At 50.7% G+C, this 21723-nt stretch carries 26 protein-coding genes and 2 tRNA genes; 13 read left to right on the top strand and 15 right to left on the bottom strand.

Annotated elements, in window-relative coordinates; genetic code table 11:
* Positions 1 to 195: 195 nt before the first annotated feature.
* Positions 196 to 411: a hypothetical protein gene (locus tag ACR0LN_RS05980; RefSeq protein WP_480428402.1), complete on the top strand. Its 216-nt coding sequence runs from the start codon at positions 196 to 198 to the stop codon at positions 409 to 411.
* Positions 412 to 420: 9 nt separating this feature from the next.
* Here ACR0LN_RS05980 and ACR0LN_RS05975 read toward each other — a convergent pair whose 3' ends face one another.
* Complete coding sequence (locus tag ACR0LN_RS05975) at positions 421 to 639, bottom strand: hypothetical protein (RefSeq protein ID WP_480428400.1); 219 nt, start codon at positions 637 to 639, stop codon at positions 421 to 423.
* A 160-nt stretch (positions 640 to 799) separates the two neighbouring features.
* Between ACR0LN_RS05975 and ACR0LN_RS05970 the strand changes: the two genes are divergently transcribed.
* Complete coding sequence (locus tag ACR0LN_RS05970) at positions 800 to 1069, top strand: DUF2312 domain-containing protein (RefSeq protein ID WP_170493552.1); 270 nt, start codon at positions 800 to 802, stop codon at positions 1067 to 1069.
* Between the two features lie 127 nt (positions 1070 to 1196).
* Here the strand turns inward: ACR0LN_RS05970 and ACR0LN_RS05965 are convergent, their stop codons facing one another.
* Positions 1197 to 1757: a hypothetical protein gene (locus ACR0LN_RS05965; RefSeq protein ID WP_480428398.1), complete on the bottom strand. Its 561-nt coding sequence runs from the start codon at positions 1755 to 1757 to the stop codon at positions 1197 to 1199.
* 497 nt (positions 1758 to 2254) lie between these two features.
* Here ACR0LN_RS05965 and ACR0LN_RS05960 point away from each other — a divergent pair.
* The 6 genes from ACR0LN_RS05960 to ACR0LN_RS05935 all read left to right on the top strand — a co-directional run bounded on the left by ACR0LN_RS05960 (position 2255) and on the right by ACR0LN_RS05935 (position 10896).
* Positions 2255 to 2330 (top strand) — tRNA-Thr (locus ACR0LN_RS05960).
* Positions 2331 to 2692: 362 nt separating this feature from the next.
* Positions 2693 to 4924, top strand: coding sequence for a type I restriction-modification system subunit M (locus ACR0LN_RS05955; protein ID WP_480428396.1), 2232 nt, complete (start codon positions 2693 to 2695; stop codon positions 4922 to 4924).
* A 78-nt stretch (positions 4925 to 5002) separates the two neighbouring features.
* Positions 5003 to 6354 (top strand): IS3 family transposase gene (locus ACR0LN_RS05950; protein ID WP_480428395.1). Its coding sequence is split into 2 segments (ribosomal slippage): positions 5003 to 5339 and positions 5339 to 6354, totalling 1353 coding nucleotides; the frame shifts between segments, so codons are not numbered across the junction.
* Positions 6355 to 6388: 34 nt separating this feature from the next.
* Positions 6389 to 6787: a SprT-like domain-containing protein gene (locus ACR0LN_RS05945; RefSeq protein ID WP_480428701.1), complete on the top strand. Its 399-nt coding sequence runs from the start codon at positions 6389 to 6391 to the stop codon at positions 6785 to 6787.
* 777 nt (positions 6788 to 7564) lie between these two features.
* Positions 7565 to 8557: a hypothetical protein gene (locus ACR0LN_RS05940; protein WP_480428393.1), complete on the top strand. Its 993-nt coding sequence runs from the start codon at positions 7565 to 7567 to the stop codon at positions 8555 to 8557.
* Positions 8557 to 10896 carry an ankyrin repeat domain-containing protein gene (locus ACR0LN_RS05935; RefSeq protein WP_480428392.1) on the top strand — a complete coding sequence of 780 codons (2340 nt, stop codon included), beginning with the start codon at positions 8557 to 8559 and terminating at the stop codon, positions 10894 to 10896. The genes ACR0LN_RS05940 and ACR0LN_RS05935 overlap by 1 nt, the downstream gene beginning before the upstream one ends.
* Positions 10897 to 11156: 260 nt before the next feature.
* Here the strand turns inward: ACR0LN_RS05935 and ACR0LN_RS05930 are convergent, their stop codons facing one another.
* Both ACR0LN_RS05930 and ACR0LN_RS05925 read right to left on the bottom strand, forming a co-directional pair.
* Complete coding sequence (locus ACR0LN_RS05930) at positions 11157 to 12404, bottom strand: hypothetical protein (protein WP_480428391.1); 1248 nt, start codon at positions 12402 to 12404, stop codon at positions 11157 to 11159.
* A complete protein-coding gene (locus tag ACR0LN_RS05925) occupies positions 12401 to 12796 on the bottom strand; it encodes a plasmid mobilization protein (RefSeq protein ID WP_480428390.1) in 396 nt (131 codons plus the stop codon). The genes ACR0LN_RS05930 and ACR0LN_RS05925 overlap by 4 nt, the downstream gene beginning before the upstream one ends.
* A gap of 202 nt (positions 12797 to 12998) precedes the next feature.
* On the opposite strand from ACR0LN_RS05925, the gene ACR0LN_RS05920 reads away from it, so the two are divergent.
* From ACR0LN_RS05920 to ACR0LN_RS05910, 3 genes are all read left to right on the top strand, one after another.
* The gene (locus ACR0LN_RS05920) at positions 12999 to 13277 is read left to right on the top strand and encodes a hypothetical protein (RefSeq protein ID WP_480428389.1); all 279 of its coding nucleotides are present in this window, start codon (positions 12999 to 13001) and stop codon (positions 13275 to 13277) included.
* Between the two features lie 76 nt (positions 13278 to 13353).
* The gene (locus tag ACR0LN_RS05915) at positions 13354 to 13542 is read left to right on the top strand and encodes a hypothetical protein (protein ID WP_480428388.1); all 189 of its coding nucleotides are present in this window, start codon (positions 13354 to 13356) and stop codon (positions 13540 to 13542) included.
* Positions 13539 to 13754: a hypothetical protein gene (locus ACR0LN_RS05910; RefSeq protein WP_480428387.1), complete on the top strand. Its 216-nt coding sequence runs from the start codon at positions 13539 to 13541 to the stop codon at positions 13752 to 13754. The genes ACR0LN_RS05915 and ACR0LN_RS05910 overlap by 4 nt, the downstream gene beginning before the upstream one ends.
* On the opposite strand, the gene ACR0LN_RS05905 is transcribed toward ACR0LN_RS05910, so the two are convergent.
* The 10 genes from ACR0LN_RS05905 to ACR0LN_RS05860 all read right to left on the bottom strand — a co-directional run bounded on the left by ACR0LN_RS05905 (position 13755) and on the right by ACR0LN_RS05860 (position 19153).
* Complete coding sequence (locus ACR0LN_RS05905) at positions 13755 to 13970, bottom strand: hypothetical protein (RefSeq protein ID WP_480428386.1); 216 nt, start codon at positions 13968 to 13970, stop codon at positions 13755 to 13757.
* 266 nt (positions 13971 to 14236) lie between these two features.
* The gene (locus ACR0LN_RS05900) at positions 14237 to 14473 is read right to left on the bottom strand and encodes a hypothetical protein (RefSeq protein WP_480428385.1); all 237 of its coding nucleotides are present in this window, start codon (positions 14471 to 14473) and stop codon (positions 14237 to 14239) included.
* Between the two features lie 26 nt (positions 14474 to 14499).
* Positions 14500 to 14697: a hypothetical protein gene (locus ACR0LN_RS05895; RefSeq protein WP_480428383.1), complete on the bottom strand. Its 198-nt coding sequence runs from the start codon at positions 14695 to 14697 to the stop codon at positions 14500 to 14502.
* The gene (locus tag ACR0LN_RS05890; protein WP_480428382.1) at positions 14694 to 14993 is read right to left on the bottom strand and encodes a hypothetical protein; all 300 of its coding nucleotides are present in this window, start codon (positions 14991 to 14993) and stop codon (positions 14694 to 14696) included. Before ACR0LN_RS05890 ends, ACR0LN_RS05895 begins: the two co-directional genes overlap by 4 nt.
* Before the next feature lie 21 nt (positions 14994 to 15014).
* Positions 15015 to 15653 carry an AAA family ATPase gene (locus ACR0LN_RS05885; protein WP_480428381.1) on the bottom strand — a complete coding sequence of 213 codons (639 nt, stop codon included), beginning with the start codon at positions 15651 to 15653 and terminating at the stop codon, positions 15015 to 15017.
* On the bottom strand, positions 15653 to 15868 hold the full coding sequence (locus ACR0LN_RS05880; RefSeq protein ID WP_480428380.1) for a hypothetical protein: 216 nt from the start codon (positions 15866 to 15868) through the stop codon (positions 15653 to 15655). Before ACR0LN_RS05880 ends, ACR0LN_RS05885 begins: the two co-directional genes overlap by 1 nt.
* A 49-nt stretch (positions 15869 to 15917) precedes the next feature.
* Positions 15918 to 16832 carry a hypothetical protein gene (locus ACR0LN_RS05875; protein ID WP_480428379.1) on the bottom strand — a complete coding sequence of 305 codons (915 nt, stop codon included), beginning with the start codon at positions 16830 to 16832 and terminating at the stop codon, positions 15918 to 15920.
* A 159-nt stretch (positions 16833 to 16991) separates the two neighbouring features.
* Complete coding sequence (locus ACR0LN_RS05870; protein ID WP_480428378.1) at positions 16992 to 17162, bottom strand: AlpA family phage regulatory protein; 171 nt, start codon at positions 17160 to 17162, stop codon at positions 16992 to 16994.
* A gap of 112 nt (positions 17163 to 17274) precedes the next feature.
* On the bottom strand, positions 17275 to 17976 hold the full coding sequence (locus tag ACR0LN_RS05865) for a hypothetical protein (RefSeq protein ID WP_480428377.1): 702 nt from the start codon (positions 17974 to 17976) through the stop codon (positions 17275 to 17277).
* Positions 17957 to 19153, bottom strand: coding sequence for a tyrosine-type recombinase/integrase (locus ACR0LN_RS05860; RefSeq protein ID WP_480428375.1), 1197 nt, complete (start codon positions 19151 to 19153; stop codon positions 17957 to 17959). Before ACR0LN_RS05860 ends, ACR0LN_RS05865 begins: the two co-directional genes overlap by 20 nt.
* 590 nt (positions 19154 to 19743) lie before the next feature.
* Here ACR0LN_RS05860 and ACR0LN_RS05855 point away from each other — a divergent pair.
* Positions 19744 to 19829, top strand: a tRNA-Leu gene (locus ACR0LN_RS05855).
* A 517-nt stretch (positions 19830 to 20346) separates the two neighbouring features.
* On the opposite strand, the gene ACR0LN_RS05850 is transcribed toward ACR0LN_RS05855, so the two are convergent.
* Positions 20347 to 21105: an alpha/beta fold hydrolase gene (locus ACR0LN_RS05850; protein WP_480428374.1), complete on the bottom strand. Its 759-nt coding sequence runs from the start codon at positions 21103 to 21105 to the stop codon at positions 20347 to 20349.
* Between the two features lie 92 nt (positions 21106 to 21197).
* Here ACR0LN_RS05850 and ACR0LN_RS05845 point away from each other — a divergent pair, with 92 nt between their 5' ends.
* A complete protein-coding gene (locus ACR0LN_RS05845; protein ID WP_480428373.1) occupies positions 21198 to 21572 on the top strand; it encodes a hypothetical protein in 375 nt (124 codons plus the stop codon).
* Positions 21573 to 21723 lie beyond the last annotated feature (151 nt).

Below are 21723 nucleotides of genomic sequence, written 5' to 3'. Positions count from 1 at the left end.
ATAATCAACTGTGTGTGATTTGATGCTGGTCAAAGCAGGTTAGGTGAAATGTGGATAAAATTTAATCAAATCGCCCTTTCGTTGCCGAAATGCTCTGACGAACAGGCGGTTTTCCGCGCGATTGTCGGGCAAACTATGCGGGTCTTAAAAAGGTCACATATATCAGAGTAAATGGAGGCATTTGGGAGGAAGGAAATGTCATCAATCAATTTATACTCGGAAGCCGAACAGCTAGAGCAAAAGCTGAAAGGCGCGTGTCTGGACACACGTCTTGCCCTTCAGCCCAGCGTGACCAAAGTCATCGAACGGATGCGGCAGCAGGGGATGCATATCCCATCGCGCCTGCGGCGGTTGGATGCGGCCCTTTGCGAAGACGCAATGGAGGCGCGCTTTGACAATCTTCCTGTCTAAGATTTTGTTTTAGCTGAAGGAAATGCCAACGATTACCACCATCAGCCCAAGCACTGACAGGAATAGAGACGCCAGATTCCAAGGTAACACACCCTGAACAACGGCGCGCAGTTCATCGTCCGTCAATCCGGACGTGCGCGCCTTCAGCACACGCAGAATACACCACACAAGGCCCAGCAGCCCGGCCAGTGACAGGGCGGCTCCGCCCCAGGTGATGAGTTCGAACATGGTTCCCCACATTTGCTTATCTCGTTCAACTGCGCTTAGCGGATCGTCTCGGGCCGCACAAGCCCGATGGGATTGGGTGCTTGCGGCCTGAGCAGCAGCAATGTATCCGGCGTAGTGCCCACTGATACAGCATCAGAATTCCACCTCTGGGAGAGACTACATGGATGACATGACCGAAGATCAGGCCGCTGCCAACTACCGCGTTACTGCGGGCGAACTGCGCCAGTTCATTGAGCGGTTCGAACGCTTGGATGCAGAAAAGAAAGATCTGGCAGAACAGCAAAAGGAGGTGATGGCCGAGGCCAAAGCCCGTGGCTACGATACCAAGGTCATGCGTAAAGTGATCGCACTGCGCAAGCGCGACAAGGATGACATTGCCGAGGAAGAAGCGGTCCTCGAGATGTACAAAGAAGCTCTGGGTATGAGTTAATCTAAGTTTCAGCCCGTCTGGTTATGCTGCCACGCGGGCGAAGCTTTTTTGTCGCTTAGGCCGACCGGAACACGTTACAACTAGAGAGATCGGGCCGACGCTGTGGGGCTGAGTTTAAGTCGAGCGATCAGGGTTTGATTACTCGAACGCCGGGCATTTCGCCAAGCCGGTCAAGATCCTGTTCGTACAGTTCAGAAAATGCGTCAACGATCTCATCGCTCCAACCAGGCAGATGCAGTTCTTCCTCAATTTTTTCCGGCCGTGCGTGATCGTCGAAAATATCGGCCATTTGGCTTCTTAGGTTGGCTTTATTCTGTGGCGCGTTTGCTTCTGTCAGTTCCATGACCCTGTTTCGTCCTTGATCGTCCAGCAAAGACAGCAACAGATCGTATTCGCCGATCAAGGACGTATCCGCATCCAGCCCAGTCAGTGCGCGAATTATGTCGCCCCAGATAAACGGAGTGTCTTCATTGCTCCATAATGTAATCTGAGTGCCCGGTGCCAGATCGCGGATGTTTTCAATCATTCGGATCCAGCTCAGGCAACTCAGATCGGTGTTTCGGATGATCTCAGCGCGCGACTGTTCCGGTAGAGACATCAAGAGCTTCGGGAAAAAGCTGCCAAGGTTTCGCAGCCCCATAAACAGCTCGATTTCATGATCTTGGTAGATGTGTTCCAACAGCGCCATTCGGCGACCGGCAAGTGGGTAAAGTTGCCCTTCCTGCAAAGCGAAAGCCGGCTCAGAAACGAAGTCCGTACTTGTAAAGACAGTGCGTCGCGCGTTGGGCCCGGTGGGCAGAAGCGTCTTGAGTTTTTGTCGCGAAGCTAAGTCGGCAACCTGTGTGTCCAATTTGTCAAGCACAGGTCCAAACATAGTATTGTACCGCCGCGGACCAAAGAATGTGGTACCCTCTGTCGCAAGAGTGTTCGAGTTTTTCTTTAATGAATTCAGCACACGGCCTTGGTCGGTAAAAGCTACACCTGCGTGGATAGCAACCTGCATCTTCGGTTTTTGCCCTTGCTTCTTACCTCGCATGTCGGGTTACAGCTTGGAACTTGAACAGTCAAATCCAGACTGCTTCACGACGATCAAGCACTGCAACTCTGTGAAAACTCAAATTCCTTAAGTTGAGGTGAAAATATGGGCTTGCAGTCCTCAGCAAGAAAAAGTAATCGACACCAAGCGCCCCTATAGCTCAGCTGGTAGAGCAACTGATTTGTAATCAGTAGGTCCGCGGTTCGAGTCCGTGTGGGGGCACCACTTCAATCAGTTTTATTTTTAAAAAACAAAAGCTTGCGGTATTTTTTACGTATTCAATCCACCCTTTTACCCACCCACCAGTGATTCCATAAGGCGGTTGAGAATGGAGCAGCCTCAAGAACGCCTTTGACTAGCTTCAAAGCGGGATCCTGTGAGGGAAAGTAGACCGTCTCGATGCCACCAATTATGCCGTGTATTGAAATTTGCTGGGCTGTCGAAGCAGGTTTTCATCAACACACCGCGTTGCCAGCTCCCGCTTTTAGGTCAATCTGAAAGCAAATCACCAAATTGACGGTCATCACCATTGGAAGTCTTGAACCCAATCTTTAAGAAGAAGAAAAAACAATTGGGGCTGGAAAAGCGTGGCAATCAAGAAAACAGAGCTCTACGCGACACTATGGGCTAGCTGCGACGAACTGAGGGGAAGCATGGATGCCTCGCAGTACAAGAATTACATTTTGACTCTTTTGTTCGTCAAATATGTATCCGACAAATATGCAGGGCAGCCTTACGCGGAAATCGAGATCCCCGAGGGTGGATCGTTCTCCGACATGGTGGCAGCCAATGGGCAGACCGACATTGGTGAAAGATTGAACGTTGTAATTGGCGCATTGGCATCTGCAAATGACATGGGCTGGCTTCAAAGCCCGGACAACGACTTCAATAATGAAGATCGCCTTGGCAAAGGCAAGGCGATGGTTGACCGGCTCTCGAAGCTGGTTCGCATCTTTGACGGGCTTGATCTCGGGAAAAACCGTGCTGATGGCGATGACCTTATGGGAGATGCCTACGAGTATCTCATGCGTCACTTCGCGACTGAGTCCGGAAAGAGCAAGGGGCAGTTTTATACCCCGTCAGAAGTTTCGACTATCCTCGCCAAGGTGCTGGAGATACCGGTCGATGCACCGCGTAGCACCACTGCCTACGACCCGACATGCGGATCTGGCTCTCTGCTGCTCAAGGTGAACGCCGAGACCCGGAACGGCCTGTCACTAAGAGGGCAGGAAAAAGAACAAGCAACGTCTGCCCTTGCTAAGATGAACATGGTGCTGCACAACGCGCCGTCATCAGAGATTTGGCAGGACGATACCATCTCTGATCCCCATTGGAAAAACGCTGAAGGTAAACTCGAAACCTTCGATTTTGCTGTCGCCAACCCGCCGTTCTCTCTCAAATCTTGGGACAATGGCATCACCGTTGACGCGGATGAGTTTGACCGGTTCGAATATGGCCTACCGCCAGACAAAAACGGCGATTACGCCTTCCTTCTGCACGTCATCAAATCGCTGAAGTCCGAAGGGCGCGGGGCGGTCATTCTCCCTCATGGTGTTCTCTTCCGAGGCAACGCAGAGGCAGAGATCCGTCGTAAGCTTATCCAGCAGGGCTACATCAAGGGGATCATCGGGCTGCCCGTGAACTTGTTCTATGGCACCGGCATTCCTGCCTGCATTGTTATTATCGACAAGGGAGCCAGCGGGCATCAAAAACCGATCTTCATGATCGACGCTTCAAAGGGCTTCATCAAAGACGGTAACAAAAACCGGCTGCGTGCGCAGGACATCCACCGGATCGTCGACACCTTCACCAACCAGATCGAGACCGACCGGTACTCGCGGCTTGTGCCCTTCGAAGAGATCGCTGCCAAAAACGAGTTCAATCTGAACATCCCTCGCTACATTGATGCCAGCGCGCAGGAGGACATCCACGATCTGAGCGCGCACCTCAAAGGTGGTATTCCAAACTCGGATATCGACGATCTACAGGCATACTGGGATGTTATGCCGGACCTGCGAGCGCAGCTTTTCGGACAGAGTGATCGCAACGGATACTCTTCGCCACTCATCGCCCCGCGCGAAGTCAAGCAGACTATATTGAAGCATCCACAGTTCTTGGCATTCAAAACCGCTGCAATGTCGCGGTTCGAGGCTTGGCGGGATCGGCAGAAGCCGCGTTTGGAGCACATAAGCTCAGATAATCATCCTAAAGAGTTGATCCACGAGATTTCAGAAGATCTGCTCGACAGGTTCCACGGGGCCGATCTGCTCGACAAGTATAACATCTACCAGATCCTCATGACCTATTGGGAAGAGGTGATGCAGGACGATGTCTATATGCTTGTCGCCGATGGCTGGGCAGCTGCAAGCACTTTACGCAAGCTGGTGCCTTACAAGGACAAGAACGGGAATAATAAGTACCGGGAAGATGCGGACTTCGAGACCGGCACCGGGAAGAACAAGGTCAAGTGGCGCTCTGACATTGTCCGCCCGTATCTGGTCGTGGCGAAGTTCTTTGCGGCTGAGAAGGCGGCACTGGATGCGGCAACCCAAGCCAAGGACGACGCCATCGCCGCGCTGGAGGCCTTTGTCGAAGACAACCGCGGAGAGGACAGCCTGATCGGAAGCGCGCAGGGCGATAACGGGAAATACGCAAAGGCGGAAGTGAAGCGGCAGATCAAGGAGGGCGGGGACCCCGAGGAGGTCGATGCGCTGAAGAAGCTGCTGGCGCTTCAGGAAGACGAAACCGCTGCAAAGTCGACCGAGAAGAAGCTTAAAGAAGAGCTGGACGAGCTGATCTTCGCCAAAATTCCTGTCTGACGTCAGCGCCAATGGGACAGTTTATGTCGATTTGATAAGAGAGGGTTTCTGGCTCATCGTAACCGCCAAGGAGTGGAGATGAGAAGGAAACCCGGAACCAAGCAGAGCCACGGTGAGAAAGTTGTAAAAGACATCCGCCGCGCCACGCGTAAGCAATATTCAGCAGAAGAGAAGATCAGGATTGTGCTGGACGGCCTGAAGGGCGAAGACAGTATTTCAGAGCTGTGCCGTCGTGAGGGCATTGCACAGAGCCTCTACTACAGTTGGTCCAAGGAATTCCTGGAAGCCGGCAAAAAACGTCTGGCAGGCGACACGGCCCGAGCAGCGACATCGACCGAGGTCAAAGATCTGCGCCGCGAGGCGCGAGATCTGAAGGAAGTAGTTGCCGAACAGGCTCTTGAACTGCGGTTGCTCAAAAAAAGCATGATCGCGGATGGGGACGACGGCGAATGAGGTATCCTGCATCTGAAAAGCTGGAGATCATCCGCCTCGTCGAAGGTTCGCATCTCCCGACCAAGCGCACTTTGGAAAAGCTGGGCATCCCGAAGACCACCTTCTATCGCTGGTATGACCAGTATCTATCGGGTGGTTCTGAGGCGCTTGAGGATCGCAGTCCCAAGCCATCACGGGTCTGGAACCGTATTCCGCAGCTAATGCGTGAGAAGATCAAGGACCTGGCTCTGAAGGAAAGTGAGCTTTCTCCGCGTGAGTTGGCTGTTCGCTTCACTGACACGGAAAAGTATTTTGTGTCAGAGGCTTCTGTCTATCGCATCCTCAAGTCCTACGATCTCATCACCAGCCCGGCTTATGTGATTTTGTCCGCTGCGGATGAGTTCAGGGACAAAACGACACGACCGAACCAGCTCTGGCAGACCGACTTTACCTATCTCAAGGTGATCGGCTGGGGCTGGTTCTATCTCAGTACGATTTTGGATGATTACAGCCGTTACATCATCGCTTGGAAGCTTTGTACGACGATGAAGACCGAGGATGTGACCGACACTCTGGACCTGGCACTACAGGCGTCGGGCTGTGATCAGGCAACCGTGCTGCACAAACCGCGCCTGCTCAGCGACAACGGGTCCAGCTACATCTCTGGTGAGCTTGCCGAATGGCTGGAAGATCAGAAAATGGATCATGTTCGAGGCGCGCCATATCACCCACAGACCCAAGGCAAGATCGAGCGCTGGCACCAGACTCTCAAGAACCGCATCTTATTGGAGAACTACTATCTGCCCGGCGACCTTCAGCAGCAGATCGACGCCTTTGTCGATCACTACAACCACCGGCGCTATCACGAGAGCCTCCAAAACCTCACGCCCGCTGATGTCTACTTCGGACGCGGGCAGACCATTCTAAAGCAGCGAGAAAGGATCAAACGAAAGACCATCGAAACCCGGCGCTTGCTTCACCGCAAATCCGCCGCATAATCAGACAAACCAGATGAGCCAGATCCTCTCTTAGATCAGGCAGCCATCTGTCCCAAAATCCCTGACGACGGACACTCGCCAAAAGGCATTCGATTTGTTTTATCGATCTCACCTTCAGGCACTTATCGAGAGAAAGCTTAACCAATACTGTTCCGCTCTGTCGGTAGAGCGTCCAAAAGTGCAGATCCGTCGTATGAGGACCAAGTGGGGGAGCTGCACTGCCGTTTCGAGGCGGATTCTTGTCAATCTTGAGTTGGCAAAAAAGCCCGCAGCTAGTTTTGAGTATATACTGGCTCATGAACTGGTGCATCTTCGGGTCAGACGCCATAACGACGAGTTTAAGTCACTTTTGGAGGGCGTTATGCCTGACTGGAGACAGCGTCGGGACGTTTTGAGTTCGCTTCCTCTAGCATATGATGAATGGGATTACTAAAGGCCAGTTCTTGCTGAAAGAATGAATCATTATACGCCATATCTGCTGCGAATTCTGACGTCTCGCTCGTTCTGATTAGGTTCGAAGTGGTTTGCTGTCATCTAGTCGTGTCGATCCGCACGCTCTGCTGTAGGCCGTGAGCGTCTTTGGTGATGTGTTCTTTAGTAACATAGGCATATGGCCGACATTCAAAGTTGACCGCTAAAGAGCGGCCAAGGCAAGCTGCCTAGGTTGTTGGGGTTATCACCTCTGCAATACAAGTTGGTACCCTAACTGATACTATAAGGACCTACCTTATGAGTTACTATAAACGCTAAGGTTTAGTAATTAGAGCCCATACCTGCCGTCGACTAGGCTTCTCTTTTTTGAATTTGCGGCACGTCGCGAACCACGCAAATCGAACGTTCAACTCGGTTTTCCAGATGGCACGTGTGCGGATTAAAAACACTTAATCGTTGCGCTTGCGTCAATGTCTGCCTTGACGCAGCAGTATCAAACGGTCTTCCGCCCCGCCTTGTGGAGAGCGTGCGAGAGTTAAAATGACTTTTTACAACAGATATGCAAATATCAGTGCACTTGTACTCAAAATTATTGTCACCCTTCCGGAATGTTTCCTAAATGAAACAAAGGTATAATACGAACAATCTACTCAGCATGCCGGCGTACGTGAGGTTGGTAATCTGTGCTGTGTCATTTGTTGGATCTACAGCCTACGCGCAACTTGCGACCGCCCCAGTTTTCCCAACAATGTCCGATTGTCGTGAGTTGAACTCTTCATTGACAGCTTCCGTAGACCGGCTCCACGAAGCACTAAGGCAATGTACAGTTTCAGCTCAGCAAGCCAGAGAACCAATCGGCAACAATAGCTTTAGTGCATGCGGAAAGAGTACATGGTCGTTGCACGCCTCATGTAAATCGAAGAAAGCAGAACTCGTTTGCGCGCTGGCTCACAAAGATCAAGAAGTCCGCCTGTGCAATTCTCGTGCGGCAATCGCAGAAAAGTCTAGGGCAGTTGCAAATAGAGAAGCAGGTCGTAGCGCGACAAGAGCTATCGCTGGTACAGCGGGGGTTGGAGCTTATGACTCTTTCAATTCGTGGAAAACCCGCCTCAGTTCGGCTAGACTAGGTTGGCAAAACGTAAAATCTCTTACAGATCGGCAGGCAACCTACCAAAAAAGAAACTCCGCATTGACGGGGATCATCAATATGGTTTCTTCCAATAGCAAGGCCCATTCATTAAGTAAAAAACTGACGCGCCAGTCATTGAATCACAGTAACCTAATTTCAAATAGTGCCGTTTCAGAGCTTGAAAGAGCTTTCAAAAGATTTGAAGCCGAGTTGGGGTTAAAAGGAAGAAACAACAAAAAATTTCAAACTAATTTTGCGAGAACTCAGCTCCCAAATGATGAAGAACCAGATAAAGATGGTGTTGAATCCATTACAGAATTGAAAAGATCCTTTAACGAGCTAGAGGAAGTAATTAACGAGAATTTTGATGAGTCAATGGACAAAAACAGAAACGTGATGGAGCAGGCAGCAGCAAAAAGAAACGCTGAGCAATATGAGGGAAGATTGAAACAGGAGAGGCGAGCGAAAACGCAGAAGAGAGACTCGTTTGTCACCTCAAAAAATATAGATGTTGAGGGAGGGTGTGACTATTTGGGCGAAAGAATAATGTTGCGAGATATTGCCCAACGCAAAGGTACTTGGACGCCAAAACACGAAGCAAGATTTCAACGTGACCTTGCCTACTATGGACCGAGATGCTGATGTTGCTTCAAACCTCTAAAATAATTTCAATGAAGGTATTTTTTGTTGCGATATTTTCTTTCGGAATAGCTGAAACTTGTGCTTCGCAAGAAATTTCTTTTGAGCAGAGTATTGCTGATACGATAGAGCACCAAGACCACGAAGAATTAACTAAGTTACTGGATGCGCTGTCATGGAATGAATACCCGAAGGAAACGCCCGTAAACTTGCTAGCTTTCGCTGCCAGCATGGGCAATATTACTGCGATTGATGCGTTGGTGAACTCAGGAGTTGACATAAACGCAACATTGGAAGGTGGTTGGACAGCACTTTCAGTGGCTCTTATGTCAAACCAAATTGAAACAGCCCAACAAATAGTATTGTTAGGCGGCAATCCTTTCATTGAAAGCGATGAAGGCGTTTCTCCCAATGATATAGCAGTAAGTGTCGGCGTAGAATTAGGTGAAAAAACAGGGAGCTCAAAAAGTCAGCAAGGCTCTATCGAAATACCGTCGCCAAATCAGTTGCTGATTTCCGGAATCTTGACTCAAAACAAAAATGAAGTCGTTCGAGCTTTGGAGGCCAAGGCCGACCCAGACTTTGTTACAGTCGATGGGTGGCCTGTAGTCGTATTGGCGGCTGCTGAGAATAATGAATATGCGTTTCAAAAACTAATAGACAGCGGAGCACAACTAGAAACATCAAACGGTGATGGATTAACCGTAGCTTCAGCCGCGATATTAAACAATAACCACACTGTTCTAGAAAAAATTCTAAATTCTGGTCGGTTTGATCCAGACTACAGACCAACACCGAATACCCTTCGCGCCATTGAAGTAGCTATTCTCGAAGACGACATAGAGGCAGTAGTGCTTTTGGTCGAGTATGGAGCAGCCCTAAAAGCACTTAGCGGTTCAGATAGCCCACATCAACTTGCAATGAAATTAGGAAACGAAAAGCTAACGACGTTGCTGGAACCATTGCCCACCGGAAACCTTTTGCAAGTGCATGAATACTTGATTGGTGAAACTAGAGTCACGGCCGAACGAATGCTGGCCATATTGAGCTACGATTGGGCGTCAGCAGAGTATTTATTCAAAAAGGTCTGGGCTGGAAAAAGTTTGATCGAACTCGCAATTAGTAATGGAGAAATTGACCCCTGGCCAAATAAGCCTGAGTATTTGTCGGAAAATGTTCGAAAGTATGCCAACAAACGTGGGTTACTTGAAAGTGCTGAAAGGGTATCGACCAGAGCGCAAATGTTGGTTGGCAGAATAACCGAAGACTGGGATAACTTTCCCCTTGTTCAGAAGATGGAGGATGCAGCAGCTCTCTACCCTGAGCAGTGGGGCTTATTTGTCGGAGTTCTAGAGAGCAACTATTTAAATCTGATCAAGTTGTTAGAAACGTCTGGTTGGGAAAACGTTGAAAACCAAGCCAAAAAGATAAATGCTGAATTAAGGAAAATTTTTGCACTACCAGGAATGCACGTAAAAAACCTCTCTGACGACAAAGGGTTTTTATCTGTATTAAGTTTTCTTCTAGAGAAAGAACTTTGTCACGAAGCATCTGTTTCCGCTGGATCAAAGCTTCGAGCTTCGGGACCTCACTTAACACTAAACAAAATAGATAAGATGCGGCTTGATCCAGATACTAATATTTTATGGGCTGTGTTTTTACTTTGCGATGAGAAAGAGGTTCTTACTCTTCTTCACTACTCCGACTATGGAGCCGCAGCTCAAAACAATACCTCGGTTAGAACATGGAAGCGCGTGTTACTGAAGCAAGGTATCGACCTTTTTGATGCAGCAATCTCAAAAGAATTCTATAGACTCTCCGCACATTTACCACTTTATGGGTATGAATGGCCCTCGCTTCAAGGAAAAGGCGACGGTCAAGTTAGAAAAGAAATCCAACAGTTTCTCGCCTCGGTTGGTTTCTATTCTGGGGAAATCGATGGAGTATGGGGCGCAGGATCGCGAAATGCCGTTGACAAGCTTTGTCTGTCTTTAATCAAAAAATCCCACCTATCGGTGGAAACTCTTGGAATTTACGGAAAATGTGATTACAGACGCGGGGGTCGTTGCGCGCATACCGAAGATAGAAGCGAACAGGGCCTTTATCTGTACCGATCTACAGGCTTCGTTAGCAACGAGCTCCTTACTAATTTCTACTATTTTGCCACTTCTCCATTCCAAGAAGGCGATACTTGGATAAGGGACCATTATAAGAGCTGTAGGATAAATGGGTTTGCTGACGAAAAAGGCTCTTTGGAAACTTTGAACTACTCACCAGACGGACGCACAGTGCTGACGATAAAGGATCCCGGAAAAGAACTTCAATTCAATTGGTTGGAGTGATGTGTTGAGGCGGGAAGTCTTTCCGTCAGTCAAAGTATTGCTAGTTTGACGAAAAACGGCGGATCCTATGCCAGTTTTCTTGAATCCAGTACAAGAGCATTCCATTCTGCTCACGGACCGTCTTAGAGTGCCGGTCCGTTGAACCCGCCCTGTTGGGTGGGTGCTTATCGATGGTGGACACTTAGATCACTCTCCGCAAAGCCGTTAGGTCGGGTTCACCGGACGCTCACTGTAGGCCTGAGGTGTCGAACTTTAGTTCCTCATTTTCTAGTGTTCGGAGGTGAACAGACGTCAGGTTGCAGACCAGGTTTTTGAGGTTCGATTTCTGTTTTGAGAGATTTGCGCAACATTGCTGAAAGCTTCATCATTAGATTTGGATCATCAATTTCAGGGGGGGCGTCAGTGTTAGAGCCGGTCAGGTCGCTGTTAAGGCTACTCGCAAGCTTTTGAGTCAATGGTTTCAGATCGGCAGCAGCAAGACACAGTTCAGCTTCCTCTCCCTTTAACTCTTGGCTATCGCTGACAGAATTCGCAGGAGTGCATTCATTCGCAAGATCAGCTCGTTGTTGCGCTGGTAAATCCGTTCCTGCCCTTTGATGATCTCCAAAAGTAGATCTCGGATGGGGATCTCGTTCGAGATCTGGTTTTGGATCGTTGGATCTGAGGTCATGTAAAATCTCCTGTGCTTCCTCAATAAATTTAGGCACTTCCACGGCTTTGAGTCGCAAAGTGCGGTTTGCGTTGTGGGGCTTGATGTCTTCGCCAAGCTCAATGTTGATCCGGCTGCGGCCCCTGCCTTCCTGAACAGCGGGGGCCAACTCTAGGGCCTGATCATGAATCAGCTCAGCCAGTGCGCGTGCCTGCTGATCAGGAGGCAACTCGGCCAGCTCTCTGAGCTGCTGGCGTAGTCCCGCTAGGTCAAAATTCTGGCGCTTGGCTTGCTGATGTTCAGTGTGGCTGAAAGCGGCCCAATTGGCGTTCTCCAGTTGTGCCACCTGCTCGGCGTAATCGGCGCGGTCCAACTCCTCAAAACGTTGGGCCACAAAATTATTGTGCGCGCCGCTTACCAGTTTGTGACCGAATTCCAACTCAAGGAAGCGGCTGACCACTTCGTCACGGCATTTGGACTTGTACATTTTGTAGGTCTTGCCTGTGGCGCTGTCGGCAGCTGGCCCGACAAAATGCCCATGCTTCTGAATCGCGCCATCGGCTCGACGGCTTTCATGGATGACGAAAGAATTGGGATCGTCAGGATTGAAGCCGAACTCTGCGCGGATCGCGTCAAGCGTCTGCTCCCACTCGGCGGGGGTCAGTTCCTGGTCGGGGGAAATGATGACGTGCAGCAAACCTTTCTTACGGTTTTTGAGCTGCGCAAAATCATCCGCGACCAAGAGCTGATCACTGCTGTCTTTCAAAACATGCACATTCTCATTGTCACCTTGCCTCGTGACATATGAGCAAATGCGGGGGCCATCCCCCGCTTTTATGGTGCCGGTTTTGATGATCATTTAGCGGGCTTCAACTTGGCAATCTCTGCCTTCAGCTCGTCCAGCGGCTCAAGCCAAAGCCGCCTGCCCTCGGCAATGGCTTTGTACATCGCCTCGAACTGATTGCCGTTCAGGGTGCCGTCAGCCTTGGCCTCGTTGATGGCTTTCTGGCATAGGTCCAGATTGGTGCCGATCCCTGCGAGCTGGCGGGCGATGGCCTCAAGCTTGGTCGCGTCAGGAAGCTTGTAAGAGGTCTGGCCGAGTATCTGAAAACGGCAGTATTCAGATTTGGAAAGCTCGTGTTTATGCGCCGCGGATTTCACCGCCGCCGCCTGGTCCGGCGTCAGGTGAACCTTTAGCGTGTGAGTTTTTCGCGCGTCGGCTGGTTGGCCTTCTGGGGCAATAGGGTCCATTATAAAATCCTCGTTTTTCAAATGCGGCCCGCTGGGGGGTCAAGGGGGGGGTATGCCCCCCTTTGCAAGTTCTGAATGGCCCTTTGGGGCCGTTCAGTCCCACTTGCTCAACCTATTCGAGCACTGAATTTGTAAATTGCAGTGAAACCAGAAAAAGCAAATTTCTTAGAGTGATAGCGGGGTAAGTGGGGTAGCTGGGCCAATGGCAAAATTTGAGGAAATAAGGCGTTTGGCCCTATTGGGGCAGTTGGGCCAAGAGGGGTTGCGCCGCCTCGATGACCTGAAAGCGATAGAGGCTATGGAGGACGCGCATAGGGCGTACCTGCGTGTTCAACGTCTTTTGAGTGAGAAAGAGAAGGTAGCGGCGGCACACAAGGCTGCTGCAACTGATATGATGCGGCTGTTGCGTGTTTATGGCGAACTGCACACCACTGATGCGCCAGAAATAGACGAGGAAAAATATCGTCGCTGGATCATATAGGTTTCGGAAAGATTAATGCGGGCTTGTTCCGTGCTTCCTGTCGCGCACCTGCAATGCAGGCGATAGGAGGCCGGATATGATAAAGAAATCCACGATTAAGACCGAGGAATATTTTGAAATTAAGCGCGCGTTTGAGACGTATTTTCATGAGCAAAATTCATTGCAAGAGCGGATCGCGGCTGAGCTGGTGATAGTCAGTAAACAGCAAAAAGCATTGCTGGCGATTTTTGGTCAGGCTTCTGAGAAGCTGGGGAAAGCAAAATGACGGGGCTGTTGCGCGGTTTGATGGGCATGGGGTTAGCTATGACAGTGACCCTGAATAACCATCTGAGAGAGGCGCTAGGGGCGATGGGGGGCCGGAAAGTACCGGCCCCCAATGCTGCCAATAGGGCTGCTGCTTTGGGCTTGATGACGGCTTGGGCGATGATGGCACGGGCTAACCGTGATATCTCGTATTATAGCCGTCTGGGGATATGATTAGGGTTTCATGGCGTCGTTGATAATCTGCTCAATGTCGATGCCGTCTGAGCCTAGCCCGGTGTCGTCTGGATTCCATCGGTCGCCCATTTCCTCAAGCAATTCAACGGTTCGCTGACCAGTGAGCGCTTGAGCTGCTTTCCACCATCTGTTGGAACAGCGGCCTAGATGAGCGATTGAATCTTCGATTTCAGCCAAGCTTTTTTGATAGGTCATTTTGCGGGCCTCCTTGTTTTACCCGCCAAGCAAATGCGCGGGCGAATGCAAGGAACCGTAAAAAAGGGGGCTGACTGCCCCCGGCCCTGTCGGGCCTCCCCCGTGAACATTCCGCTCGGGAATGGGGGTGGGTTGATTTCTGGGAGAAACCAGGCATTTGCAGATTGCCCGGTGAGCAGGACACTTGACTCGGACTCGGGAATGCCCCCCAGTTTGCCATTTTCTGGGGGGTGTTTCCTGTTTAATTGTTTAATTAGACAGTGAAATTACTCGATCTTTGCTAGGCGTTTGTAGTAGATGGCAAGCTGCATGTTTGCCTCTGCCCATAAATTGAGCTTGTAACGGTATTCGCCCTCGAAACTGCTTAGATCGAGTCCGGCGGATCGGTGTGAATTTTCATCAAGCCACCACATTAGTTCGTCTGCTTGTTGTTCGTAGAAGTCGATTTTCTCCATTTCTTCGAACATTTTGGCAAAAACGGTCGCCGTCGTTTTCGTGGTCATTGGTAGTTTCCTGTTTATTTGTTTATTTAAAGTCTGGCGTTCAGGATGTTGACAGCGAGCTTACCGTTTTTCTCGATAAGCTGCTCCAATTCGAGATGCTTTGCCTTTGCGGTTACGCTGTCGCCATTCTGGATAGCGTCATGCAGTGCAGTCATGATCGGTTTGTAATCAGGATCATCCTCTATCAGTTTCGAGGTTAGCTCTATGCGGGGGTCGTTCTTCACTTCTTTACTTCCTTGTTAAGTGGGTGGGTTTGGATCAGGTGGATTAGCAGCCGCTTTGCAGCTCCGTGCTTCCGGCCTCCGGTCTTTTCCAGATAGGTGTCGATAAGATCGTCAAATCGCTCAGCAATGCTTTCTTCGATCTGGAAATGATAATGGCGGCGGGCCTCTGTGCTTTCGCGTGGGCGGCCTTGAGGCTTCTTCTCGTCGCGGTCATTGGTCGCCATAGGCGTTGATGCCGATGATATTTTCGGTGTTTCTGGGGCTTTTGGCGGTGCGCCTTTTCCTAGCTTAGCCATGTCGGTTTCCTGTTTAATTGTTTATTTGGTTGCCTCGGCGATGCGGTCTGTGATCGCGGCAATCATTTCCTTGGCCGTGTCGTTTACCGTTCGGAATCTCGTCTCGGTAAATGCAATCCCGTCCTCAGCTACTTTGGTCCAGCTCGGCTTGTAGAGTAGATGGCCGGGCAGCGTGTGGTATTCGCTGGTGTCCAGATATTCGCGGCCTGCGCGGGCTTCTGAATCCGTGCTGACGTGATTGAGCGCAAATGCAATGCGTTCTGGGGGCAGGCCGTTTGCTACTAGCTCGTGCGCAAGCGTGACTGCTGGTTCAAGGTCCAGAATGCTGGCAGATGTTGGGATGATCGTCAGGTGAGATTGCCCTGTTACCTCGGCTGTCTGGGCAGATGCGTAGGGCTTCCCGTCGATCACAAGGGCGTCGTACTTGTTGCCCAGCTTAATGGCCTCAGCGATGTTTTTGGGCGACGTGTGGTCGATACCTGGATTCAGTTCGGCCAGCTCTCGGCGTTCTGCCCATAAGGTTGCGCTGCCTTGCTGTCGGTCGAGATCAGCAAGCAGTGTTTTTAAGCCATCACGGGCCAGTTCAACGGACAGTGATACCGCAAGGGACGTCTTACCGACGCCCCCTTTTTGAGAGACGAGCGACATAACATAAGGCATCACATACCCTTCATTTTGAAAGTATGATCGTAGTGCTCGGACCCGTCGGCCAACAGCTCTAGAAGGCTGCATTTCTGGGCATACAGAAAGCGTAAATGGCGCTCACTGTAATAGAGTTCAGTCCATCCGGAGGCTTCCTCGGCGGCGTCGGATGCCTTGGCAATCTCGTCGTCGATATTGTCGAGATCGAGTAAATCGTATTGATAGTCAGACATATTGGTTCCTGGTTCTGTGGGAATGACGCGTGCTGCACGCGATGGTTTTCTAGTTTCTGCTAAGGCTGCGGGAGATTGTGAATCTGCCCTTGCGTGCGTGATTGCCTTCGATTGTGCCTTGGGGGGCATCGTAGGTTCCGCGTGCAAGGCGACCGCCGAATTCCCGCCCTCTCTCGGGCTTTCGAACGTTGTCCACAAGCTGGCCCCGAAAAACTCTCTGGGAAGGCTCGGATTTTCCGCAGTACGCGGCTATCCAATAACCGGGGAAAGGGGCGTTCCCCTTGCCGTCATCGACGGCAACATGCCAAGATTCAAGCTCACCAACGGCGATCTCTCCTCTTGTTTTCTTGTGGCAGGAGCGACCACCTTTTTTTGTTGTCTCTCCAGTTGTCCGTTCAAGAAAAGCAAGAAATCCACCTAGATATTGTTTGGGAAGGTGAAGGCCAATGTGAAGGTGCTCGCCTTCCGCATCGGTACTTTCTCGGGTCCAGAAGTAAGCAGGGGGAATTTGACGTACTGGTCGTTTTGACCAGCGTCTTAGTTGGCCGATGAATAGTTTGACTCCTTCGTAACCACCCGGAAAAACAAGCGGGCAGTTTCCGTATTTGAGAGTTGAAGCACGAATGGTTGCTAGCGTGTTTATTTCGTGGCCTTTTTTAAAGCCGATCCAAGCTGCATCCATCAGCTTGTCTTGAGTGCCAACTTCAAGAGAGTTGGAAACCTTAGGCCGAACGATTGAGCTAGAATTCAAATTCTTCGAGCTACAAGTTTTCCCTTTATTGGGAACGGATTCCAAACAGCGGTCGTACGTCCAATGAAGCGCGCGATCTTCTATACTTAGAAGGGGTGTTCGCAAATCGGCGGTTTCGTCGGATACGTCGGATCCAACGCTAGCACGTTGGTGGCCTTGTTTGGTTGAACTGGGGGTGGACTGTACTGTCTCAAGTTGTTGGGTAGTGTCCATTTTCATTTCGCAGCAAGAAGCCAGCCGCCCAAATCGGGCGAGCTTAGCTTTAGATTTCGGATAAGGAGAAAGCGCTCAGTGGGAGGTCAAATAGAGACCGCCCCCGCAGTTGCAGGCGGCTACCGTGAGTAGATTGAACAGATCGAGCTTAGAGTTGCACTAGTGGGTGCAGTTTACCATCGCCTCGTCAATCTGGCTTTCGAGCCAGTACAGTCGCCCACCTAGTTTGGTTGGCTTAGGCAGCCGACCGAACTCGATGTCCAGATAAATGGCCGAACGAGAACGGCCACCTAGTTTGCTGCGGAGATCCGCAAAGTTGAGATAACGCATGATACCATCCTTTTTTGTTAAGGTCGCGATTACATGCCGAAGCTCGCGGGCCCATGTTCAAGATCGCCTCGGATGGTTCGATGATGTCCAACTTTGCCGCTTGTGTCGTTTGTTATAAATTCAGGCGTATTTTTTCACAAAGTTCCGAACGCCAGTTTTCGTCGATTTGAAGTTTCGCTTTTCCCCTGGAAACACTCTCTTCAAGTGAGGTCATTTGCACGTCTCTTGTGAAAACGGGTTTGTTGCTGAAGATTTTTGGATTGAAGTTTTCGGCAGTAATCGCCTTATCAATCACGAAGCGGTTTGTTGCAGTAACACCAATGCTAGGGTCGAAATCCATTTCGAACCCACTTGCTACGGCCACCCGCAAAAGATGCCAGCAATGAAAGGCACGTTGGCTGTCTTTGTCTGCCAAAGCATGTCGTCCGTTTTTGGGCCTTCCCCGGCTCTTTTTTTTCTGCTTTGCAATGGCTTCGTCTGCATTTAGGACCAACTGCATTTCATAAAGAAGGCCATTGAGAACCAGCTGATATGCCCGTTCTGATCCTTCCACTCTCTTCAGAATTTCACCCATTGAGTCCGGTCCTACCTGCCCATCATCACGGATCAAGAGAGATGCGTAAGCTCGGGTGGCAAGGTCAGCGCGATATCCGATAAACGCCCAGCGCGTGGCCTCGTCTGTAGCTCCGTGCCCTAGTCCAGGAACAAACTCCGGGCTTGGGTCGGGAAATGACCAGTCAAACCCAGATATTTCTGCTAGCGCGGCTTCAACCCACGTCTTTACTACAATTTTTTTATTGCCCTTCTTTGACAACTCTTAGTTCCTTTCCTTCATTTTCCACAACATGAGATGCCCAGCGGTCCATTATGACCCGCCGTTGTTCCAGGTAGTCTGTACGCCTGTAAGCTCGCTCTACAGTTGACCCAACAACGTGCGCAAGGACTGCCTCAGCAATTTCTTGAGGAGCGTCCGTAGCCTCTGCGATCCAAGTACGCAAACTAGAGCGAAAGCCGTGTGGTTTTTCAGTCATTCCGCGCCGCTTCATTAGGCCCGACATCGTTCCGTCCGAGATCACTCCCTTGCGCTGGGAAGGGAAAAGGAAACCTTCCCGTTCGAATGGCCGTGCCAGTTCGATTACCTTTAAAGCTTCCCCGGAAAGTGGAACGCGAAAGTCATTTGTCTTCCCTTTCAAACCCTTCATAGATTCAGCGGGAATTGTCCAAACGTCTCCGATTATCTGATCTGCGTGAATGTAGCGAAGGGGATAGGATCGGACGCCAGTCAAAATCAGTAGTCGCAAGGCAAGGTTTGAGACAGATAACTCTGTTAGTGTTGAATAGAACGCTGGGACATCAACCCAAGGCATCGCCTCAACGTGCTTGGGTTTATGACGAGATTTTCCGAGCAGAGCCTGGGCTTTTTTTGTGGCAACTATGTCGACATCGAGCCCAAGTGCTGCCCCATGCTGTAATACCAACCCTATTCTGTTAAGTGCTTTGCGAGCGGTTTCGGCCTTTGTGTGCCAAAGGGGGGCTAGAACGCCCCTGATGTCACGTTGATCGATTTCCTCAATGGGAACTTTCCCGAGTTTGGGAAGTACGTGTAGCTCAAGCGGAGAAAACCAACGGCCCGCCTTGCCGTCACCTTTTAGCTCCGCTTTTTTAGCTTCAAATGTTTCTTCGGCGATTTTACGCAATGTTGTGTCGGCGCGGCTCGCTTCTCGTGCTTGACGCTCCCTTTCCTTGATCGGATCAACGCCGGTCTTGGCCAGAGCACGCCATTGGTCTGCAAGCTCGCGAGCCAACTTAAGTGAAACGTCTTGCAATCCACCAAGGCCCATCTCTCTTCGTCTGCCATGGATAGCAACACGGAGTATCCATTGGGCGCCACCATCTTCTCTTTTGTGAAGCCATAATCCGCCCCCGTCGCAATGCTTGCCGACTGGAGCTGACTTGACAAATGCCGCAGAAAGTCTGTGCCTGCCTGCCATTTCTATCCCCCTTTTTATCCACCCTTTACTATTGGATGGGGATGAGCGAGGCAAGACAGTTTAGTACAGTTAAGCTGCTGAAAAACAATACTAAGAACTAATTTTTTGGCGAGTTTGGTCAGCTTAAAACAATAGTTCGTTGCTGTGTGGGGGCACCACTTCTCCGTAAATATTGCCAGGTTGTAATGTCTTAAGCGTTTTTCTTAGGGCAACATCCACCTTTTGCCAGTCCTTTAGTGAGACAATAGGGTGATCAAGAGTGAGACGGCTTTAGGTTTTTGCAACCAGGTACGTACAAAGTGTGAAAATTTAAAAAATTTCATCTCGTATCACTTGGGAAACGGCACATGCATTGCTTGATTTTTCAACAGAAACGGCAACACGAACACCAATAGACTATGTGATCTCAGCAATCGGCCTTAGGTTGCCCTACGCAATAGTGGTGTGAAATCGCAATTCTAAATCTGAAAGCGGTGACAAAGGTCAAAAAGCCGACTGTTGAAGCGTTAACATAGCACAAAAAACGCATTGTATTCACTGCTTTGAGACCTTACAGGTTTTTCAGGTCAGAATTCGGTCCCACAGACCTTGCCCGCGTGGTGGAATGGTAGACACAGGAGACTTAAAATCTCCAGGCGGAAACGCCGTGCCGGTTCGAGTCCGGCCGCGGGTACCATTTTCTCAGGAAATAGAAATGTTTGCGCATGTATGGAAGTTGCGTCCTGGTGGTCTCACAAGCGCCTGGGCAACATGGAACGGTCGAGAACTCCAACAAAAGCCTGCAGCGATACCTTCCAAGGCATGCCTTGGCAACGGCGCGTCAGTGCCTCGGACAGTGGGCGCTTGTCGAAAGCTTCGAATGCGAACTGATAGAAATAAAACCGGTGGACGTAATAGGCCAAATCAGAAACTGCGCTTCAACGTGAGGCCACATTCATTTGATCGCGGAATGTCGTCCGTCGTGGGTCGTGTTCAATTTCGTTTATAGCTGCCTCCAGTTTCGGTCCAGTCGCGTTACCGAGTTGTACTGTGACAGCATTGCCAACTTAGTCCTATAGCATTGACTGGCTGTTCGCTTGTAACGCGAAAGTGTTAAGGAACCCGTAAGCTACTGAAGGATATGGCAATCAGCACGTCGATGACTTTGGCGGTTTGTCCGATTGGATCAATGCCAGCGGCGATGTTTCCGCGCTCTAGGCGTTCAGGAATGCCCGGACGGCGGCCTCAAACTCTCGTGGTTTTTCGGCGTGCAGCCAATGCCCCGCTCCGGGTATCTTGGCAAATTTGGCCGCTGGGAAATGCGTGCGGATCAGGTCGCGGTGTTCGGGCAACACATAGTCGGATTCGGCGCCAGACAGGAACAGGGTGGGTCCGTCCCAGCTTGCCTTCAGCTCCGGAAATCCCATGATCTTTGGCATCTCAGCCGCCAGCACGTCCAGGTTCAGCAACCAGCGTTGACCTTGGACATCCAGCGACTGAGTAAAAAAGCTCTGGAGCGTCTTCTCAACACCCAAGTTTGCCAGTTGTTCAGACGCATCCGAACGCCGCTCAACCTTAGACAAGTCCACGGCGCGCATGGCCTCTATGAACTGGATTTGGCTGTGCGTGTAGGTCACTGGTGCAATGTCGGCCACGACCAGTTTGCGCAGCAGATCCCCATGTTGCAAGGCCAGCATCATTGCGGCCTTACCGCCCATCGAATGCCCGACCACATCGGCCTTGCCCCCGAAATGGTCGATGACTTCGGCCAGATCCTTGGCGAGGTCGGGATAGCCGTGCCGATCGGTCCACATACTGTAAGCGTGGTTGCGCATGTCGACTGCTACGACCTGCCGCTCATCCGCCAGACGCCGGGCAATCACGCCCCAATTCCGCGCCGAACCGTAAAGGCCATGCGCGATCAGCAGGGGAGGGTTTGAGGTCGGTTCACCATGTATGATCGTGTTCAGCATGAGGTCCGTGATACTCGTCACACACAGAAACAGCCAGCCCCATTGTCGCCGTTGCCTAGGGTAGTTAGATTAACGGGCTTGGAGGCCCCGTCATGTCGGAAAATACAGATGTCCAAAGCCAGATCGCGCGTACGCTCCAATTGATGCGGAAAAAGCTGGGTGTGCGGGATAAAACACTGACAGCGTCGGTCAGAAAGGCCAAACGGCAACTTCCCCGTCGGATTTACAAACAGGCGCTTCTACTTGCGAATGCTGAACAAATGGCTGCGCATCCCAAATTGCGTCTGGTGCTGGACACACCGAATCTTGTGAAGGCGTCGGAAGAGGTTCAGGCCCACCTAAGCAGCATAAACCTTGCCGACCGGAGGATGGGCTGGTTTCTGGGAATGTTGGGTAGTCTGGCTTTTAACTTGCTGGCCTTGTCGGTATTGCTGCTGATTTTCCTGCGGTGGCAGGGGTTTATCTAGAGCGAGATAAAAAAGAACGGCGCCCGAGGGACGCCGTTCAAATCACTTATAAGTATCCGCCTTACAGGTTCGGATAGATTGGAAACTTGGCGCAGAGGTCTGCGACTTCGGCTTTGACCTTGGCTTCGACTTCGCCGTTGCCGTCTTCGCC

It is taken from the genome of Ruegeria sp. AA6 (assembly GCF_056542865.1).
This window is presented reverse-complemented; position numbering and strand designations above follow the sequence as displayed.

What these genes read in the sequence shown, in the direction of transcription:
- ACR0LN_RS05850 (WP_480428374.1), bottom strand. Translation starts at nt 21,105, where the DNA reads ATGCTGAACACGATCATACATGGTGAACCGACCTCAAACCCTCCCCTG.
- ACR0LN_RS05925 (WP_480428390.1), bottom strand. Translation starts at nt 12,796, where the DNA reads ATGGACCCTATTGCCCCAGAAGGCCAACCAGCCGACGCGCGAAAAACT.
- ACR0LN_RS05975 (WP_480428400.1), bottom strand. Translation starts at nt 639, where the DNA reads ATGTTCGAACTCATCACCTGGGGCGGAGCCGCCCTGTCACTGGCCGGG.
- ACR0LN_RS05910 (WP_480428387.1), top strand. Translation starts at nt 13,539, where the DNA reads ATGACGGGGCTGTTGCGCGGTTTGATGGGCATGGGGTTAGCTATGACA.
- ACR0LN_RS05980 (WP_480428402.1), top strand. Translation starts at nt 196, where the DNA reads ATGTCATCAATCAATTTATACTCGGAAGCCGAACAGCTAGAGCAAAAG.
- ACR0LN_RS05870 (WP_480428378.1), bottom strand. Translation starts at nt 17,162, where the DNA reads ATGCGTTATCTCAACTTTGCGGATCTCCGCAGCAAACTAGGTGGCCGT.
- ACR0LN_RS05900 (WP_480428385.1), bottom strand. Translation starts at nt 14,473, where the DNA reads ATGACCACGAAAACGACGGCGACCGTTTTTGCCAAAATGTTCGAAGAA.
- ACR0LN_RS05890 (WP_480428382.1), bottom strand. Translation starts at nt 14,993, where the DNA reads ATGGCTAAGCTAGGAAAAGGCGCACCGCCAAAAGCCCCAGAAACACCG.
- ACR0LN_RS05915 (WP_480428388.1), top strand. Translation starts at nt 13,354, where the DNA reads ATGATAAAGAAATCCACGATTAAGACCGAGGAATATTTTGAAATTAAG.
- ACR0LN_RS05965 (WP_480428398.1), bottom strand. Translation starts at nt 1,757, where the DNA reads ATGGCGCTGTTGGAACACATCTACCAAGATCATGAAATCGAGCTGTTT.
- ACR0LN_RS05970 (WP_170493552.1), top strand. Translation starts at nt 800, where the DNA reads ATGGATGACATGACCGAAGATCAGGCCGCTGCCAACTACCGCGTTACT.
- ACR0LN_RS05845 (WP_480428373.1), top strand. Translation starts at nt 21,198, where the DNA reads ATGTCGGAAAATACAGATGTCCAAAGCCAGATCGCGCGTACGCTCCAA.
- ACR0LN_RS05930 (WP_480428391.1), bottom strand. Translation starts at nt 12,404, where the DNA reads ATGATCATCAAAACCGGCACCATAAAAGCGGGGGATGGCCCCCGCATT.
- ACR0LN_RS05935 (WP_480428392.1), top strand. Translation starts at nt 8,557, where the DNA reads ATGTTGCTTCAAACCTCTAAAATAATTTCAATGAAGGTATTTTTTGTT.
- ACR0LN_RS05880 (WP_480428380.1), bottom strand. Translation starts at nt 15,868, where the DNA reads ATGTCTGACTATCAATACGATTTACTCGATCTCGACAATATCGACGAC.
- ACR0LN_RS05860 (WP_480428375.1), bottom strand. Translation starts at nt 19,153, where the DNA reads ATGGCAGGCAGGCACAGACTTTCTGCGGCATTTGTCAAGTCAGCTCCA.
- ACR0LN_RS05920 (WP_480428389.1), top strand. Translation starts at nt 12,999, where the DNA reads ATGGCAAAATTTGAGGAAATAAGGCGTTTGGCCCTATTGGGGCAGTTG.
- ACR0LN_RS05905 (WP_480428386.1), bottom strand. Translation starts at nt 13,970, where the DNA reads ATGACCTATCAAAAAAGCTTGGCTGAAATCGAAGATTCAATCGCTCAT.
- ACR0LN_RS05875 (WP_480428379.1), bottom strand. Translation starts at nt 16,832, where the DNA reads ATGGACACTACCCAACAACTTGAGACAGTACAGTCCACCCCCAGTTCA.
- ACR0LN_RS05885 (WP_480428381.1), bottom strand. Translation starts at nt 15,653, where the DNA reads ATGCCTTATGTTATGTCGCTCGTCTCTCAAAAAGGGGGCGTCGGTAAG.